Genomic DNA, 17628 nt, shown 5'->3' with positions numbered 1-17628 from the left:
GGATCGGCTGCACGGTTTTTTCGGGGCGGTTGTAGTCATGGGGGGCGAGTAGTGAGCACTATTCGGTTCGTGCGCAAAGCGCGACGGGAAGTACCACGCATTCCGGGCGGCGAAGTGAGCCTGCAGGCTCCGCCCGAGATTCCACGTCTGGTTCCCGGAAACCTTCTGACCAAGCTCCTTCCCGTGGTCATGGTCGTCGCCATGGTCGGGATGATGGCCCTGATGTTCTCGTCGGGCATGGCCCGCAATCCGATGTCGATGCTCTTTCCCGTCATGATGATGGTGTCGATGCTCGGCATGCTGGCCGGCGGTGGCCGTGGCGGTCCGAAAGCGGCGGAGGCCAACGAAGACCGCAAGGACTACCTGCGCTACCTCGATCAGCTGCGGCGCGACGTCAACGAGACCGGCGAGCAGCAGCGAAAAGCGCTCGACTGGAGCCACCCCGAACCCGGCCTGCTCTGGACCCTCGCAGGCACGGCGCGCATGTGGGAACGCCGCATCACCGACCCCGACTACTGCCACGTGCGCGTCGGCCGGGGAAGCCAGCGCCTCGCGACCCGCCTGATCGCGCCGGAGACCGGACCGGTGGAGGACCTGGAACCGGTTGCAGCGGTGTCGCTTCGTCGCTTCGTCCGCGCGCACTCCGTCGTTCAGGATCTGCCCACCGCGGTGTCGCTGCGCGGCTTCGCGGCCATCTCCGTGGAAGGGGACCGGGGTACCGCACGGTCCCTGGTGCGGTCGATGCTCATGCAATTGTGCGCATTCCACGGCCCGGACAATCTCCTCGTTGCCGTCGTGTGCGGCCCGGACACGGAGCACGAGTGGGACTGGGCGAAGTGGTTGCCGCACGCGCAGCATCCGGACTCGTCCGACGGTGTCGGTTCGTCCCGCATGATCTACGGCTCGATCCTCGAACTCGAATCCGCGCTCGGCCCGCAGCTGTCGATGCGAAACCGGTTCTCGCGCAACGCGCCCGCCGCGCCCGGTGTTCCGCAGTTCGTCATCGTCGTCGACGGCGGGATCCTCGAGGGCGAATCGGGAATGATCACCGACGGCGGCGTCGACGCGGTCTCCGTTGTCGACATCAGCGGCTTCTGCCCGCGACTGACGGCCACACGTGGCCTCCAACTCGTCGCGCAGGACGGATCCCTCGGCGCCCGCAGCGGAGCCGGAGTGGAGATGTTCGCGACAGCGGACCTCGTCAGCGCTCACCAGGCGGAAACACTGGCCCGGCGGCTCGCGCCGTACCGGACGGCGTCGCAGACGGCGGTGGACGCCGGCGACGACGACCAGCCGGTACAGACGTGGAGCCAGATGCTGGGGATCGGCGACGTCGGCCGTCTCAACCCGGATCACGCGTGGCTGCCCCGCCAGGGCCGCGACCGGCTGCGGGTCCCGATCGGTGTGGGAGTCGACGGTCACCCGGTCGAGATCGACCTCAAGGAGTCGGCCGAGAACGGAATGGGGCCCCACGGCCTGTGCATCGGTGCCACCGGTTCCGGTAAGTCGGAGTTCCTGCGGACGTTGGTGCTCGGGCTGATCTCGACGCATTCGCCCGACGCGCTCAACCTCGTCCTCGTCGACTTCAAGGGCGGCGCCACGTTCCTCGGTCTCGAGGACGCGCCGCACGTCGCCGCGGTGATCACCAACCTCGCCGAGGAACTCGCGATGGTCGACCGGATGCGGGACGCCCTCGCCGGTGAGATGAACCGACGCCAGGAACTCCTGCGCTCCTCCGGGAACTTCGCGAACGTCACCGAATACGAGAAGGCCCGCCAGGCCGGCGCCGACCTCGACCCGCTGCCCGCACTGTTCATCGTCGTCGACGAATTCTCCGAACTGCTCAGTCAGCAGCCCGAGTTCGCGGACCTCTTCGTCGCCATCGGCAGGCTCGGCCGCTCGCTGCACATTCACCTGCTCCTGGCGAGTCAGCGGCTCGAAGAAGGCAAACTGCGAGGCCTCGACAGCCACCTGTCGTACCGGATCGGCCTCAAGACGTTCTCGGCCAACGAATCGCGCACCGTGCTCGGCGTGCCGGACGCCTACCACCTGCCCGCGACTCCGGGCGCCGGATACCTCAAATGCGATTCCGCGGAGATCGTCCGTTTCCAGGCCTCGTACGTGTCCGGCACCTACGAGGGCAGTCGGGTCGACACCGTGCGGCGGCCGGGTGAGGCGGCGGTCGAACTGCGGCCGAAGATCTTCACGGCCGCGCCCGTCGCCGTCGACGTCGTCGAGATCCTCGACGAACCACAGTCGCTCCACCTGACCGAGGAGGCTGCGGAAACCCGCACCACCATCGACGTCGTGGTCGAGCGGATCAAGGACCGCGGACCGCGCGCCCACGAGGTGTGGCTGCGGCCCCTCGACGCCGCGCCGACCCTCGACCAGATGCTGCCGAGGTCCGTTCTCACCGAACCGGTTCCCGCGCTGAGCTCGCTGCGTGCACCGATCGGGATCATCGACAGGCCCTACGACCAGCGGCGCGACCCGCTCGTCGTGGATCTGTCCGGCTCCACCGGCAACATGGCGGTGGTGGGTGGACCGCAATCGGGCAAGTCCACTGCGATCCGCACGCTCATCACGTCGTTGGCCGCCACCCATTCCGCGGAGCAGGTGCAGTTCTACTGCCTCGACTTCGGTGGCGGCACGCTCGCCGGACTGTCGGGACTTCCGCACGTCGGCTCGGTCGCCAACCGCCTCGACGTGGACCGGGTGCGGCGCACCATCGCCGAGATGAACACCATCGTGCGTCAACGCGAGGAGCGTTTCCGCGAACTCGGTGTCGAGTCGATGGCGGAGTTCCGCCGTCTGCGCGCGTCCGACCCCGCTAGTGGCGGCCCGGCTGCGGGGGTCGCGCAGGACCCGTTCGGCGATGTGTTCCTGGTGATCGACGGGTTCGGCAGCATCCGTCAGGATTTCGAGGCTCTCGAACAGCAGATCACCAACCTTGCGTCGCAGGGGTTGTCGTACGGCGTGCACGTCGTCCTCACCGCGTCACGGTGGGGCGAGGTCCGGCCCGCGCTCAAGGATCAGCTCGGCACGCGCATCGAGTTGCGGCTCGGTGATCCCTCGGATTCCGACCTCGGTCGCAAGACCGCGGCGCTCGTTCCCGAAGGCAGGCCCGGACGCGGCATGACCCGCGACAGCCTGCATCTGCTGGTCGGGTTGCCGAGATTCGACGGAAGTTCGGATCCGACCGACCTGGCAACCGGGGTGGCGCACGCGGTGTCGGCCGTCGTCGCCGCGACCCACGGCCGGCCCGCTCCGGCAGTGCGAATGCTGCCCGCACAGATCGCGCGCGAAGATCTGCTCCACGCTGCTGGGGGGTGGCCGTCCTACCTCGACCCTGCGCAGGCATGTCTGCAGATTCCGATCGGCCTCGACGAGGCCGAGTTGGCCCCGACATTCCTCAACTTTGCCGAACAGCCCCACTTCCTGGTGTTCGGCGACACCGAATGCGGCAAGACGACGCTCCTGCGGAACATCTGCGAGGGCATCATGGCGTCGAACACGAGCAAACAGGCGAAGATCATTCTCGGCGACTACCGGCGCACGATGCTCGGTGTCGTCGAAACGGAGCACCTCGCCTCGTACGCACCGTCCGAGGACGTGCTGGGGACGAACATGAGGGATCTCGCGTTCCTGCTGAAGGAGCGCATGCCCGGTCCCGGTTTCAGCCGCCAGCAGCAGCGCGACCGGTCCTGGTGGTCGGGCCCCGAAATCTTCGTCGTCATCGACGACTACGACCTCGTCGTGACTTCGAGCGGCAACCCCGTCTCCGCAATCGTCGAATTCCTGCCGCACGCCCGTGACATCGGATTCCACCTGATCATCGCGCGACGCTCCGGCGGTGCCGCACGAGCAATGTACGAACCGGTCATCGCACGCCTGCGCGATCTGCAATCCACGGGCCTCGTGATGAGCGGCAACCGGGAGGAAGGCAACCTCATCGGCACCGTTCGTCCGAGCGCGATGCCTCCCGGACGCGGAACGCTGGTCAACCGCGCGGGTACCGGCCTGATCCAGCTCGCGTGGATGCCCCCGCTGTGATGTCGTCGGTCGCGATTCACCTCACTGAATCCGGCATGTGGTCCTGCGTGCAGGGCGCGACGAGGGCGGTACACGAGACGACACCGCTCTGCTTCGTCGACGACGAATACGTCGACGTCGACGGTGGTGTTCTCGCGGTGTCCGACGCACTGACCGCGGTGTTCCGGTCTGTGATCGGCCATGCGGGGGAGGCGCCGCCGGTCGCGACGGCGGTCCTGTCGCACCCGACGGAGTGGGGTTCCGCCCGTCGGGACGTGCTCGCCGCCGCGGGTTCACGAATCGCCGCCGACACCGTGCTGGTTCCGGTCGCCGTGGCGGCGGCCGAGAGTGCTGCTTCGTCCGGTGGCCGATGGCTGGTGCTCGAAAGCCGGACGATGGGAGCCACGGCCAGTTACGTGGTCGGCGAGGTCGGCGGATACCGGGTCGTCGCATGCGAGCACGACTCGTCGCTCTGCGCCGACGAGGGGATCGACGAGTGGGCTGCGGCGATCGTGGAACTCGGCGCACGGGCCCGCGGCGATCGCCCTGTCGACGGACTGCTCCTGACAGGAGTCGGAGATTCGCAGGAGCGCGCATCGATGCGGGACGCCGTGATCGCGGTCGCGTCCCCGAACACCGATGTCCGGATCGTCACCGGTGAAGAGATTGCGCGGGCACTCGCCGCCGGCGTGGTCGACGTCGATGAAGCGCCGCCGACGATGGCTGTACCGCAGGCGAACTGGCTCGAACCGGCACTACAGGGATCGGATCGCGGCTATCGGCGGAACGTGCGGCCCACGTTCCTCGCAGTGGCTGCGGTGCTGGCAGTGGTCGTCGGAGCCGTCCTCGTCTTCACACTTCGGGAGCCCGATGCCGGCACCGAAAAGGTCCGCGCACTCGACGCGAGCGCTGCCCCGGCGGCCCCGACCCCGACGCTCACCCGGTCCGCGGTGCCGACCACCACCACGACCGACGCTGTCCTCGAGATGGGCGGCATTCGCGTGACGCTGCCGAGCGGATGGAAGGAGCGGGCGCCCACCGCGTCGACCTCCTCCGTGCCACGGCTGGAGTTGGTGCCCGCGGGTGGAGCGGACAGGCGAATCATCATCACGCAGACCGCGGTTCGAGAAGGTTCCGGATACGACGAGGTGGCGGCGACGCTCGCGTCGAAGATTGCGCAGCGCGGCCGGCCCGAACTGTTCGGCGAACTCGAGCGCGACGTCGTGTTCGGAGGTCGACCCGGCATCGCGTACAGCGAGTTCCCCGACGAAAGCTCCGCCGTGCGATGGCACGTACTCGTCGAACGCGATCTTCAGGTGAGCGTCGGCTGCCAGTTCCTGGCCGAGGAATGGGAATCGATCGAGAGCGTGTGCGAAGACGTCGTGCGGTCACTGGTGATCGTCCAGTGACCCAGTTCTCTTCGCCGGAAAATCTTCCACAGAGGTGGAACCGATTGGGCGGATGGCGCGTCCAATCTTGTGTAGGGGTGAATTCGGGCAGTCCAGTGGGGGCCGCCGCACCGAGAGCAGAAGGAGTCACACATGGCGGGTGTTATTACCGATGTCGGCCAGATGGAGGTCGCGGCCAATCACGTGCAGACGGTGAACAGCCAGCTGCAGGGCACGATCAACAGCCTCAAGGGCCGTTGCGAGGAGTCGTCGTCGGCTTGGCAGGGTGGAGCCCAGACGGCGTTCATGAACCTGATGGCACGGTACGGAGATGCTTCGCGCCGTATGCAGGAGTCGCTGGACGAGATTGCGGTGAAGATCCGCGAGAACGGCAAGGGCTACGACGCCGCCGAGCAGGCCAACCAGGACGCGATCCATTCGGCCGGAGCCTCGGGATCGCTCGACATCTAGCGCCGGCACCGAGAACAGTTACGAAGCTCGAGGGGAGCACCGAATGTTGAAGTACGGATTTGCCGAGTTGCAGGCGCTGGCGGCCGACATCAAGTCGAACGAAGCGAAGCTGCGGGAGACGCACGACGAGCTCAAGGGCTACGTGAACGGCCTCGTGGCGCAGTGGGAGAGCGGCGCGCGGGACAACTACCAGGCTGTGCAGGCCAAGTGGGACTCCTCTCACGAGGATCTGCTCCAGGTCCTGCAGACGATCTCGAAGGTCGTCCAGGACGGCGCCATCGACATGCAGACCGCGGAAGACCGGAACGCCACGGCGTGGCTCTGATCTTCGCGTGACACACCCGAGTGCCCCAGCAATCCACGGTTGCTGGGGCACTGTCGTCTCGGTGGTTGGTGACGGGGGATCAGTCGGCGGGCGGAATCAGGCGGCTGAGGACGACACTGCTCTTGGTCTGGAGTACGGCTGGCTCCGACCGCAGGTTCTCCAGCGTTCGTTCGAGGTGCGCGGTGTCGGTGGTCCGGACGCGGAGCAGGGCGTTGGCGTCGCCGGTGACGGTGTACGCCTCCTGAACCTCGGTGTGGCGGGACACGATCCGCGCGATCTCGACGGCCGACGTGCGACCGCTGCAGTACAACTCGACGAACACCTCGACGCCGGGGCCGAGGGCGCGGGGATCGAGCACTGCATGGAATCCGGTGATCACTCCTGACTCGACCAGTCGATCGACCCGGCGCTTCACTGCGGGTGCGGACAGCCCGACCTCGGCGCCGATCGTGGCGAAGCTGGACCGTGCGTTGCGCTCCAGCCGCGCAACGATCCGCCGATCGAGCCCGTCCAGACGCAACGAATCATCCATGTGATGGAACGCTAGCGCATTGATCAGGCCTTTTGGTGGGTGGATACTGATGTCACCGACACCGATCGAGGGGGAGTGGAGATGGCGCCCACTGCTGGTATCGAGTCCGAGAACCCGTACGAGGATCCGGCGGTAGCGCCGGGCGGCGCCATCCGCGCCGTCCGCCAGGCGCACCCGCGGACATACCTGATGTGCCCGCCCACATATTTCGACGTCGTCTACGCCATCAACGACTGGATGCGCCCCGGCGAACCCGTGGACCGGGACCGTGCGATGTCGCAGTGGTGTGCACTCGCGGACACCTACCGGCGGCTCGGCCACGAGGTGCTGACCATCGACCCCGTCCAGGGTCTCCCGGACATGGTGTTCGTCACCGACAGCGGACTCGTCGTCGACGGCGTCGCCCTCGGCGCCCGGTACCGGACCGCCGAGCGTCGCGCCGAGGCCGAACACGTGTTCCGGTGGTTTCGGGACAACGGGCTGATCAGGCCCACCCTGCCGCGGTACGTCAACGAGGGGGAGGGCGACTTCCTCGTCGTCGGCGACGTGATCCTCGCCGGAACGGGGTTCCGGTCCGACCCACGGTCGCACGCCGAGGCGTCGGCGCACCTCGGTCGTCCGGTGATCACTCTGAACCTGGTGAATCCCCGCTACTACCACCTCAACACGGCGCTGGGCGTGCTCGACGACAGCACCATCGCGTACCTGCCCGCCGCGTTCCCGCCCGACAGTCGCGCAGTTCTCGAGCGGATGTTCCCCGATGCGGTGATCGCGGCGGAGACGGACACCGACTGGCTCGGCCTCAACCTGGTCAGCGACGGCGCCAATGTGGTGTTGCCCGTGCAGGCTTCACACCTCGCCGAACAGTTGTCGGACCGCGGGTACGAGCCCGTTCCGGTCGACTATTCGGAATTCCTCAAATCGGGTGGCGGAATCAAGTGCAGCACTTTGGAGCTCCGCGGGTTCCGCGGGATCCGGGACGAAAGTCAGGGGTGACCAGCAATGTCGGACGGTGCCGTTTCCGTGTCGGATGCCACGCGTGAGCAGCTGAGCAGGGCCGAGGAGCACAGCGCCCACAACTACTCGCCGCTTCCTGTGGTGATCGAATCGGGTGCAGGCGCGTGGGTGAAGGGAATCGACGGCGTCGACTACCTGGACGTTCTCGCCGGATACTCGGCGCTCAACTTCGGCCATGCACACCCCGCGCTCGTGCGGGTGGCGCGCGAACAACTCGGCCGGCTCACCCTGACCAGCCGTGCCTTCCAGCACGACCGTTTCGCGTCCTTCTGCGAGGACCTGAGCCGGCTGTGCCGCAAGGAAGCGGTGCTGCCCATGAACACGGGCGCCGAGGCCGTCGAGACCGCGCTGAAACTGGCCCGCAAGTGGGGGTACGACGTCAAGGGTGTGCCGCCGGGGCGCGCCGAGGTGATCACGTGCGCCGGGAACTTCCACGGCCGCACCATCGCGATCGTCGGGTTCTCGTCCGATCCGGACGCGTACACGGGATTCGGCCCGTACCCGGCAGGATTCGCGTCCGTCGAATACGGGAACGCGGACGCGCTCGAGGCCGCGATCACCGAGAACACGGTGGCCGTGCTCCTCGAGCCGATCCAGGGCGAGGCCGGAGTCCTGGTGCCGCCCGCGGGCTACCTCGCAGCGGTCCGGGACATCTGCACCCGGCGCGGAATCCTGATGATCGCCGACGAGATCCAGAGCGGGCTCGGGCGGACCGGCGAGACGTTCGCGTGCGACCACGAGAACGTGACCCCCGACGTGTACGTGCTGGGCAAGGCGCTCGGCGGCGGTTTAATGCCGGTGTCCGCCGTCGTCGCCGACTGGCCGGTGATGGCGGTGATCGGCCCCGGGCAGCACGGCAGCACGTTCGGGGGCAACCCGCTCGCCTGCGCGGTGGGCAGTGCGGTGGTGGACCTGCTCGAGACGGGCGAATATCAGCAGCGGAGCCGTGAGCTGGGCGCCTACCTGCACGAGATGCTGTCGCAGTTGCCGCCCGAGCACGTGTCGGAGGTGCGGGGGCGCGGACTGTGGGCCGGCGTCCAGCTGGCCGACGGTATGCCGGCCGCCCGGACGATCTGTGAAAGACTCCTGGCGCGCCGGGTCCTCGCGAAGGACGCGCACGAGGGCACGATCCGCATCGCCCCGCCGCTGGTGATCGAACGGGACGAGCTGACATGGGCGGTCGAACAGCTCGCCGATGCGCTCGCCGAGTGAGTTTTGACCCTGGGGCGCCCTGACCGGTATTGTTCTCCGTTGGCGTGCCGTGCGCCGCTGCGTCTCCGTGTCGCAGTGGCTGGCGGTTCTCGGGTCTCAACTGGCCGCCGGGAATCGCTCGACGATACGCAATGGCCAGCAGCGGATTGAACAAGACGAGGAAGTTCTGTGTCTACGTACACCCCGAAGGCCGGAGATGTGACCCGCACGTGGCACGTCATCGACGCCACTGACGTGGTGCTCGGCCGCCTTGCCGTCCAGGCAGCCAACTTGCTGCGCGGCAAGCACAAGCCCACCTTTGCACCGCACGTTGACGGCGGCGACTTCGTCGTCATCATCAACGCCGAGAAGGTCGCGATCAGCGGCAACAAGCGCGAGGGCAAGTTCCTCTACCACCACTCCGGACACCCCGGTGGTCTGAAGTCCCGCTCCGTCGGTGAGGTTCTCGACAAGAACCCCGACCGCCTCGTGGAGAAGGCCATCGTCGGCATGCTCCCCAAGAACAAGCTGGGTCGCGCCATCAGCAGCAAGCTGAAGGTCTACGCGGGCCCGAACCACCCCCACGCCGCGCAGCAGCCGGTGCCATTCGAGATCAAGCAGGTGGCCCAGTGACGGCGCCGGAGGAGCAGAACGTGTCCAACCCCGAAGAGATCACCGAGGTTGTCGAGGTCGCGGCGGACGAGTACGTGTCCGTCGAGGAGCCCGAGGTCGCCGAGGACATCGAGGCCGCTGCTGCGCCGCAGGCCCCGATCGTGATCGATCGCCCCATCCAGACCGTCGGTCGTCGTAAGGAAGCGGTTGTCCGCGTCCGTCTGACCCCCGGTTCGGGCGACTTCAAGCTCAACGGCCGCACCATCGAGGACTACTTCCCGAACAAGGTGCACCAGCAGCTGATCAAGGCTCCGCTGGTCACGGTCGAGCGTGCCGAGTCCTTCGACATCGTGGCGCTGCTGCACGGTGGCGGACCGTCCGGACAGGCCGGCGCACTGCGTCTCGCCATCGCCCGTGCGCTCATCGAGGTCACCCCCGAGGACCGTCCGGCTCTGAAGAGCGCCGGCTTCCTCACGCGTGACGCCCGCGCCGTCGAGCGCAAGAAGTACGGCCTGAAGAAGGCCCGCAAGGCATCTCAGTACTCGAAGCGCTGATGTGTCGCCGAAGCCGCCCTCCGGGGTCGGCTTCGGCACTGTTCTTCCCGAGAGCAGGCGTCCATCGTTACCGGACGCCTGCTCTCGTGCTTTATCCGAGATGTAATGGGTTTTCTAGGTGCGAGGGGTCTGGTCTATGGGTCGATTGTTCGGGACGGATGGGGTTCGTGGTCTCGCGAATACCGAGCTGACCGCCGAGTTGGCGTTGCAGGTGGCCTCCGCCGCCGCGACGGTGCTGGCGTCGCCGGGTTCGGGCGGACGCAAGACGGCCGTGGTCGGCCGTGACCCGAGAGCCAGCGGCGAAATGCTCGAGGCGGCGGTCGTCGCGGGCCTGACGTCTGCCGGCGTCGACGTCCTGAACGTCGGGGTGCTGCCGACACCCGCGGTGGCGTTCCTGACCGCGGAACTGGACGCGGCTCTCGGTGTCATGATCTCCGCCTCGCACAATCCGATGCCCGACAACGGCATCAAGATCTTCGCGGCAGGCGGACACAAACTCGACGACGAGGTGGAAGACCGGATCGAATCCGTCGCCACCGGCACCGCGACCCGGCGGGCGCCCACCGGGGCCGGGATCGGACGTGTCCGCACGGTGCCGGACGCCGCGGACCGGTACCTGCAGCACCTGACGACCGCGCTCCCGAACAGCCTCGACGGACTGACCGTGGTCGTGGACTGTGCGCACGGCGCGGCCTCGGACGTCGCACCCGCCGCCTACCGGGCCGCCGGCGCCACCGTCGTCGCGATCAACGCGGAACCCGACGGGCTCAACATCAACGAGAACTGCGGATCGACGCACCTCGAGGGCCTGCAGAAGGCCGTCGTCCAGCACGGCGCCGACCTGGGGCTCGCACACGACGGGGACGCTGATCGATGCCTCGCCGTCGACGCAGGCGGTTCCCTCATCGACGGCGACGCCATCATGACCGTGCTCGCCCTCGGCATGCGCGATGCGGGCGAACTGGCCGACGACACCCTCGTCGCGACCGTCATGAGCAATCTCGGCCTGCACATCGCCATGCGCGAGGCCGGAATCTCGCTGGTCACAACGGCTGTCGGTGATCGCTACGTCCTCGAGGGACTCCGATCCGGCGGCTTCAGCCTGGGCGGCGAACAGTCCGGGCACGTCGTGTTCCCCGCCTTCGGCACCACCGGCGACGGAGTGCTGACGGGGCTGCGGCTGATGGGCCGGATGGCGGAAACCGGGCAGCCGATCGCGGAACTGGCGTCGGCGATGACGACGCTCCCGCAGGTGCTGATCAACGTCAAGGTCGCCGACAAACGTGCCGTCGCCGCCTCACCGGTGGTGCTCGACGCGGTACTGGCCGCGGAGCGCAGCCTCGGCGAGAACGGCCGGGTGCTCCTGCGGCCGTCCGGCACCGAGCAACTCGTGCGGGTGATGGTCGAGGCTTCCGACCTCGAAGTGGCTCGTAAACTCGCCGACGAACTGGCGGGCACCGTCGCCTCCGTGTGAACGGACACAGCGCACCGATCGGCCGGGGGAACCGATCGGTGCGCTGTCGCGTCTAATGCAGTAGGTCGCGAAGAGAGGGTGGGGCAATGGGCGAGGGACTCGAGGTGGACGTCGCGGTGGTGACGGACGCGGGCACCAGGCTGCTGCGGTCGGCGGAGGTCCTGAGACAGCAGGCCGTCGAGACCGGCCGGCTGGAATTTGCCGGGGCGCAGGCGGGCCGCGACTACACCGCGAAAGGTGACGCGGTGCGGGACGCCCTCGGTGTCGTCGGGGTCGCGCTCGAGCAGTGGGCCGCAGACGCGGAATCGTTCGGTCACGCGTTCCGGGCCGCCGCGGCGCGCTACTCCGGAACGGACGCCGACATGGTCGCCGACGTGAACGGGGTGCAGTGGTGACCACCGATCCCAGAACGCTGATCGAAGACCCGAACCTGAGCCGCGAATTCAAGGAGCAACTCCTCCAGGCGTGGGCCGCCTCCCGGGAGGAAGACAAGTCGTCGTGGCAGCCGTACTTCGACGAGTACGAACTCGGCACACGCGACCGGACGCCGTCCGCCGACCAGCGGTACGCGGCACTGCTCGAGGACGGCAGCGACGCCCAGGCCGCCAACGCATCCCGGCTCGCGCTGGGCGAGCACCTGCGCCCCGATTCGCTCAACGATCCCGAGGACATGCTCGATCTCGGCGCTCGCGGGCTCGAATTCTTCGAGTTGTTCCTGCCCGCCGCGAGAAGACTGGGATACGAATCCCTCGAACTCACCGACTACTACGCGCGGTTCGACGCCGAGCGGGGGATGCGCCTGCATGCGCTCGCCCGCGACGTCGACACCCTCGGACGCAGCGTCGAGGCGGCCCGCACGGAACTCGACGACAACGAGAAATGTGTCACCGCGGTGCGAACCGGGTGGAGCGGAATCGCCGCCGCCGCAGCAATCGACGCCGCTGATCGCCGGAACGTCGAGTCCGCCGCCACCGTCGATCGGCTCCGAGACCTCGCCGAGGTGCTGTTCGAAGCGAACCTCACCCTGAGCGCCGCCGTGACGAACAAGGCGTACAAGGTGGTGTCGCTGCACCAGCCGACGGTCGGGGGGTACAGCGCCGCGCAGATCGACGTCCTCGCGCAGATCTACGCCGAGGGTAAGGACGGCGACAATTCCGTCGCGAAGGACTGCATGGAAGACGCGTCCTACTGGTTCCCCGAACTCGCCGACGACGACTACCGGCACGTGAACGGCCTGTACAAGGACGGGGGCGCCGGTGCCCTGCGTCGCCTCGACCGCGACGACGTGGTGCGGCGGGCCGCTGGAATCACCAAGGACTGGCTCGACGCGAACTTCCGGCGCGTGTACGAGGAGAAGCAACAGGAGTTCACCGCTGCCTGCGCGGACTGCGCCGAAGCGGTGCACGCCGCCTACGACGCCGTCGTCGCGGAGGCGCGGTCGATCGAGGTGCAGCCCGGGTTCCGGCCCGAGGACACACCCGAACCGGCGCCCGCACCGAGTGCACCCGAGGCGCAGAACGCCGGCACCGTCCCGGCCGCCGCACCCGGACCGGGTCCCGCACCTGCTGCCCCGACCGGACCCGCCGCGGCACCCGCGAACGACGGCCCCGCCTACCTCCCGCCACGATCCGGTAGCGGCGATGCGACCACCGGTCCGGCGGCCGCCGCCCCTCCGATCGCCGCACCTCCGATCGCCGCGGCTTCTCCGACCGGGGCCGCACCGCCGGCGTCCGCGGCACCTATGACGACCGCTCCGGTCGTGCCCGCGATGCCCGGGATTCCTGGTATTCCCGGGTCGCTCGTGCCGGCGCCGGGCGCAGTCCCGGGCGCGGGAAACGTTCCCGGCCTGGGCGATATGGTGCGGCAGGGACTGGCGGGAGGGCTGGCGGATCTCGGGTCGATCCTGCGCCCGTTGATCGAGGACACCCTCTCGGGCCTCAGCGACAGGGCCGACGAGGACGGCAACCCCGACGACCTCCGCGACGAACTCGACGATCCGCCTGCGGACGGAGGCGAGCCGGCTCACGGCAAGAGTCTCGAACTGGACCTCGACGGGAAATCGTGGACGCTGGCCGTCGATGCGGACGGTCAGGGGATTCATCTCGAGATGAGCGACGGACACGGCGGGACGGCCAGGTTCGGGGTCGAGATCGGCCCGGACGGCCTGCCGCAGATTCTCGCCGAAAACGCTGCGGCCGATGGAGACCCCGGCGGTGCCGACTGCGCGCCCGCCGAGCCGGACCCGGAATCGCACGTCGACGCTGGATTAGAGGGCGCATCGGCAACGACCACCGAAGACGGGCCGCCTGTCGGGGACGCCGTGCCGGACCACGAGGACGCACCGGCCCCTGCACCCGCCGGGGACGCCGCGACCGTCCCGCCGCCGCAGGTGGTGACGATGCAGCCGGAGCCGGTCCCCGCGGCGCCTGCCGAACCGGCCCCGCCGCAGGAACCGCGGTCTGCACCCGAACTCGCGACCGGACCGGTCGCCGGACTCGACAGCGGCGCCGAGCTGGCCGAGGCCGGTCCGCTGTGAGCCACCGCGCCGCCCAGCTGCGGGCACAACGGGCACAGATGCGCGCCGACCTGGAAATGTTCCGGGAGCGGATCGACGAACGCAGAGCGAGAGACGAGGCAGCCGCAGCGAGCCGCAGCGAGCCCGCGGCTGCGGTGTCGCCGGTGTTGCCGCCGCGACCGCGAACCCTCGACGATGACGACGAGTACTACCGTCCCCGCAGCTGGCTGGTGTGACCGAGTAGCTCAGATGTGCGGGAGCACGCCCTGGAACCCGGCTTTGGTGTGCTCCTCGTGCGGATCGACGAGGGTGGTGTGGGGAAGTTCGGCGTCCGCCTCCGCGAACACGTCGTACTTCTTGTCCTCGGTGAGGTGGTAGAGCAGGAAGCCGGTCAGCAGTGCGCGGGTGATCTGCTGCGTCTTGCGTTCCGAACCGCCGATGCCGAGTGCGCCCAGCAGGCGGCGACCTTCGGTGAGCCCGGACTCCGAGGCGCCGTTGACGGCGCGCAGGACGTGCTCGCCGCCCCACGCCTCGGCCAGCGCCTTGGCGTTGCTGTTCATGGTGTCGATGTCGGCACCGGCCACGACGAGCCCCGGCGCTGTGATCTTGGACGCATACCTCTCGGCCTTCGGCGCTGTCGGCGCCGGGAACAGGGCGGCGACCGCAGCCACGTCCTGCTGGGCGGCGGCGAGCACTGCCGCACCCGCACCCATGCCGTGGCCTGCGAAAGCGACGCGGTCGGGCCGCACGCTGATCTGTCCCGGACCGAGACGCACACCGACACAGATGTCGAGGGTGGCCCGCAGGTCGGTGGCGAGGCCCAGGTGAGAGGGCACGGGACCGCGTTCGCTGTTGGGGGCGGCCACGACGATTCCCCACGACGCCAGATGTTCGAGCGTCTTCCGGTAGTGGTCGGCACCTGCCATCCAGCTGTGCGCGAACGCGACGGCGGGCAGGTTGAAGCCTGATTCGGGCGTGTATACGACGCCCGGCTGTCCGGCGAGGGCGAGGTCACCGCGCAGCACGCGGTGCGGTCCCCGCTTGGACAGTTCACGGGCCAGGGTCTTCGGTTTCGGCGCCACGGGGAGAACGTTATCCGATTCGCGGCCCGGCGAGAGAGCCGATGCGGCCCACACTCCGACTTCGCGGCGTCGGCCGGTCCAAGTACCCTGATGAACCATGTGCGGAATCGTGGGATACGTCGGCCACCGGCAGGCTCTGACTGTTGTCGTGGAGGCTTTGCGGCGAATGGAATACCGCGGATACGACTCTGCCGGCATCGCCGTGCTCGACGGGCAGGGCGGAATGGCGGTCGAGCGGAAGGCGGGGCGTCTCGCGAATCTGGAGGCCGAACTCGACGAGGTCGGGGCCGAGCACTTCACCGGGAGCACAGGGATCGGGCACACCCGGTGGGCCACGCACGGCCGGCCCACCGACCGCAACGCGCACCCGCACCGTGATGCGGGGAACACGGTCGCCGTCGTCCACAACGGCATCATCGAGAACTTCGCCCCGCTGCGGGCCGAACTCGAGCACGACGGAATCGACTTCACCAGCGACACCGACACCGAGGTCGCGGTGCACCTCGTCGCGCGGGCCTACGCGTCGGGCGAGACGGCAGGCGACTTCGTCGCGAGCGCGCTGAGCGTGCTGCGCCGGCTGGAGGGTGCGTTCACGCTCGTCTTCACGCACTCCGATCACCCGGACACCATCGTCGCGGCGCGTCGCTCGACGCCGCTGGTCATCGGTGTCGGCGAGGGTGAGACGTTCGTCGGGTCCGATGTCGCGGCGTTCATCGAGCACACCCGCGACGCGGTCGAGCTGGGACAGGACCAGGTCGTGGTGATCACCGCGGACGGGTACTCGATTCTGAACTTCGACGGATCCGAGGCGCAGGGCCGCCCGTTCCGCATCGACTGGGACCTTGCCGCCGCCGAGAAGGGCGGCCACGACTACTTCATGCTCAAGGAGATCGAGGAGCAGCCGGGCGCGGTCGCGGACACCCTGCTCGGTCACTTCGCGGACGGGAAGATCGTTCTCGACGAGCAGCGACTGTCTGATCAGGAGCTGCGCGACGTCGACAAGGTCTTCGTCGTCGCCTGCGGCAGTGCCTACCACTCGGGGCTGCTCGCGAAGTACGCCATCGAGCACTGGACCCGGTTGCCTGTCGAGGTCGAGCTCGCCAGCGAATTCCGCTACCGCGACCCGGTCCTGGACCGGTCGACGCTGGTCGTCGCCATTTCGCAGTCCGGTGAGACGGCCGACACCCTTGAGGCGGTGCGCCACGCGAAGGATCAGAAGGCGCGGGTGCTGGCGGTCTGCAACACGAACGGTGCGCAGATTCCCCGCGAGGCCGACGCCGTCCTCTACACCCGGGCCGGTCCGGAGATCGGTGTCGCGTCGACCAAGGCGTTCCTCGCGCAGGTCACGGCGAACTACTTGGTCGGTCTGGCTCTCGCACAGGCCCGTGGCACCAAGTATCCGGACGAGGTGGCACGCGAGTACGCCGATCTCGAGGCGATGCCCGCTCTGGTGAGCCGGGTACTCGAGACGGTGGAACCGGTGCGGGCGCTGGCGCGGGAGCTGGCGTCGTCGTCGACGGTCCTGTTCCTGGGCCGCCACGTGGGCTACCCGGTTGCGCTCGAGGGTGCGCTCAAGCTCAAGGAGCTGGCGTACATGCACGCCGAGGGCTTCGCGGCCGGCGAACTCAAGCACGGGCCGATCGCGCTGATCGAGGACGGGTTGCCGGTGATCGTGGTGATGCCGTCGCCCAAGGGGCGCGCGGTGCTGCACTCGAAGTTGCTCAGCAACATCCGGGAGATCCAGGCCCGCGGTGCGCGGACCGTGGTGATCGCGGAGGAAGGCGACGAGGCCGTGCGGCCGTTCGCCGACCACCTCATCGAGATCCCGGCGGCGCCGACGCTGCTGCAGCCGCTGCTGTCGACGGTGCCGTTGCAGGTCTTCGCGGCGGAGGTCGCGCAGACACGGGGCTACGACGTCGACAAGCCGCGTAACCTCGCCAAGTCCGTCACCGTCGAATAACGCGCCGTAGGGGCGCGGCCCGGCCGCGCCCCTACGGAGTGACGACGACGGTGCCCGTCATGTCCGGGTGCAGCGAACAGGTGTACTCGTAGGTGCCCGGTTCGGTGAACGTGTACGTGAACGTGCCGGTCTGCATCAGCCGGCTCCGCAGCACGCTCTTCGCGGCCCCGACACCCACCACGTCGTGGGTGACGCCCCGGTCGTCGAAATTCCAGGTGACGGTGTCGCCGGCCCGGACGGTGATCGTCGACGGCGCATAGGCCATGTTCGCGACCTGCACGACGGGTCCGGTCGGTGCCTCGGGTGCCTCGTCGGCGGGCGAACTGCACCCGGATACGACGGCCGTCATCGAAATGCTCGCGGCGAGAGCCACTCCGGCGATCCACGACGTTCCACGTACACGCATGACGTCGAGCGTAGTCTGGCCCGGTACCGACCCTTCAACGCACAGCGGCCGGCCGTGGCGCCGGCTCGA

General features: G+C 68.5%; 16 protein-coding genes. 13 read left to right on the top strand and 3 right to left on the bottom strand.

Annotated elements, in window-relative coordinates; all coding sequences use genetic code 11:
- The first annotated feature begins 51 nt into the window (after positions 1–51).
- The 4 genes from eccCa to JWS13_RS10360 all read left to right on the top strand — a co-directional run bounded on the left by eccCa (position 52) and on the right by JWS13_RS10360 (position 6216).
- Entirely contained in the window at positions 52–4053 is a 4002-nt protein-coding gene (eccCa, locus tag JWS13_RS10375) for a type VII secretion protein EccCa (protein WP_206005501.1), read from the top strand.
- Positions 4035–5441: a type VII secretion-associated protein gene (locus JWS13_RS10370; RefSeq protein WP_241032147.1), complete on the top strand. Its 1407-nt coding sequence runs from the start codon at positions 4035–4037 to the stop codon at positions 5439–5441. Before eccCa ends, JWS13_RS10370 begins: the two co-directional genes overlap by 19 nt.
- Before the next feature lie 132 nt (positions 5442–5573).
- Positions 5574–5891: a WXG100 family type VII secretion target gene (locus JWS13_RS10365; RefSeq protein ID WP_124394580.1), complete on the top strand. Its 318-nt coding sequence runs from the start codon at positions 5574–5576 to the stop codon at positions 5889–5891.
- A 43-nt stretch (positions 5892–5934) separates the two neighbouring features.
- Positions 5935–6216: a WXG100 family type VII secretion target gene (locus JWS13_RS10360; protein WP_124394581.1), complete on the top strand. Its 282-nt coding sequence runs from the start codon at positions 5935–5937 to the stop codon at positions 6214–6216.
- Between the two features lie 79 nt (positions 6217–6295).
- On the opposite strand, the gene JWS13_RS10355 is transcribed toward JWS13_RS10360, so the two are convergent.
- Positions 6296–6748, bottom strand: coding sequence for an Lrp/AsnC family transcriptional regulator (locus JWS13_RS10355; protein ID WP_124394582.1), 453 nt, complete (start codon positions 6746–6748; stop codon positions 6296–6298).
- 81 nt (positions 6749–6829) lie between these two features.
- On the opposite strand from JWS13_RS10355, the gene ddaH reads away from it, so the two are divergent.
- The 8 genes from ddaH to JWS13_RS10320 all read left to right on the top strand — a co-directional run bounded on the left by ddaH (position 6830) and on the right by JWS13_RS10320 (position 14347).
- Entirely contained in the window at positions 6830–7744 is a 915-nt protein-coding gene (gene ddaH, locus JWS13_RS45490; protein ID WP_241032146.1) for a dimethylargininase, read from the top strand.
- Between the two features lie 6 nt (positions 7745–7750).
- Complete coding sequence (gene rocD, locus JWS13_RS45485) at positions 7751–8977, top strand: ornithine--oxo-acid transaminase (protein ID WP_241032145.1); 1227 nt, start codon at positions 7751–7753, stop codon at positions 8975–8977.
- A gap of 168 nt (positions 8978–9145) precedes the next feature.
- Positions 9146–9589 carry a 50S ribosomal protein L13 gene (rplM, locus tag JWS13_RS10345; RefSeq protein ID WP_005239728.1) on the top strand — a complete coding sequence of 148 codons (444 nt, stop codon included), beginning with the start codon at positions 9146–9148 and terminating at the stop codon, positions 9587–9589.
- Positions 9586–10122 (top strand): 30S ribosomal protein S9, encoded by a 537-nt coding sequence (rpsI, locus tag JWS13_RS10340; RefSeq protein ID WP_043825651.1) that lies wholly within the window; start codon positions 9586–9588, stop codon positions 10120–10122. The genes rplM and rpsI overlap by 4 nt, the downstream gene beginning before the upstream one ends.
- Positions 10123–10258: 136 nt before the next feature.
- Positions 10259–11596, top strand: a complete 1338-nt coding sequence (gene glmM / locus JWS13_RS10335) for a phosphoglucosamine mutase (RefSeq protein ID WP_206005500.1) — start codon at positions 10259–10261, stop codon at positions 11594–11596.
- 86 nt (positions 11597–11682) lie between these two features.
- Positions 11683–11991: a type VII secretion target gene (locus tag JWS13_RS10330; protein WP_206005499.1), complete on the top strand. Its 309-nt coding sequence runs from the start codon at positions 11683–11685 to the stop codon at positions 11989–11991.
- Positions 11988–14132: a hypothetical protein gene (locus tag JWS13_RS10325; protein ID WP_241032630.1), complete on the top strand. Its 2145-nt coding sequence runs from the start codon at positions 11988–11990 to the stop codon at positions 14130–14132. Before JWS13_RS10330 ends, JWS13_RS10325 begins: the two co-directional genes overlap by 4 nt.
- The gene (locus JWS13_RS10320; RefSeq protein ID WP_206011963.1) at positions 14129–14347 is read left to right on the top strand and encodes a hypothetical protein; all 219 of its coding nucleotides are present in this window, start codon (positions 14129–14131) and stop codon (positions 14345–14347) included. Before JWS13_RS10325 ends, JWS13_RS10320 begins: the two co-directional genes overlap by 4 nt.
- A 9-nt stretch (positions 14348–14356) precedes the next feature.
- On the opposite strand, the gene JWS13_RS10315 is transcribed toward JWS13_RS10320, so the two are convergent.
- Positions 14357–15193, bottom strand: a complete 837-nt coding sequence (locus JWS13_RS10315; RefSeq protein WP_206005497.1) for a dienelactone hydrolase family protein — start codon at positions 15191–15193, stop codon at positions 14357–14359.
- A 97-nt stretch (positions 15194–15290) separates the two neighbouring features.
- Between JWS13_RS10315 and glmS the strand changes: the two genes are divergently transcribed.
- Complete coding sequence (glmS, locus tag JWS13_RS10310; RefSeq protein ID WP_206005496.1) at positions 15291–17153, top strand: glutamine--fructose-6-phosphate transaminase (isomerizing); 1863 nt, start codon at positions 15291–15293, stop codon at positions 17151–17153.
- A 31-nt stretch (positions 17154–17184) separates the two neighbouring features.
- On the opposite strand, the gene JWS13_RS10305 is transcribed toward glmS, so the two are convergent.
- Positions 17185–17559: a cupredoxin domain-containing protein gene (locus JWS13_RS10305; protein WP_206005495.1), complete on the bottom strand. Its 375-nt coding sequence runs from the start codon at positions 17557–17559 to the stop codon at positions 17185–17187.
- Positions 17560–17628: the final 69 nt, after the last annotated feature.

The organism is Rhodococcus pseudokoreensis (assembly GCF_017068395.1).
Taxonomy (GTDB): Bacteria; Actinomycetota; Actinomycetes; order Mycobacteriales; family Mycobacteriaceae; genus Rhodococcus_F; species Rhodococcus_F pseudokoreensis.
Note: the sequence above shows the minus strand (reverse complement) of the source record. Positions and strands in the feature narration are given on the sequence as shown.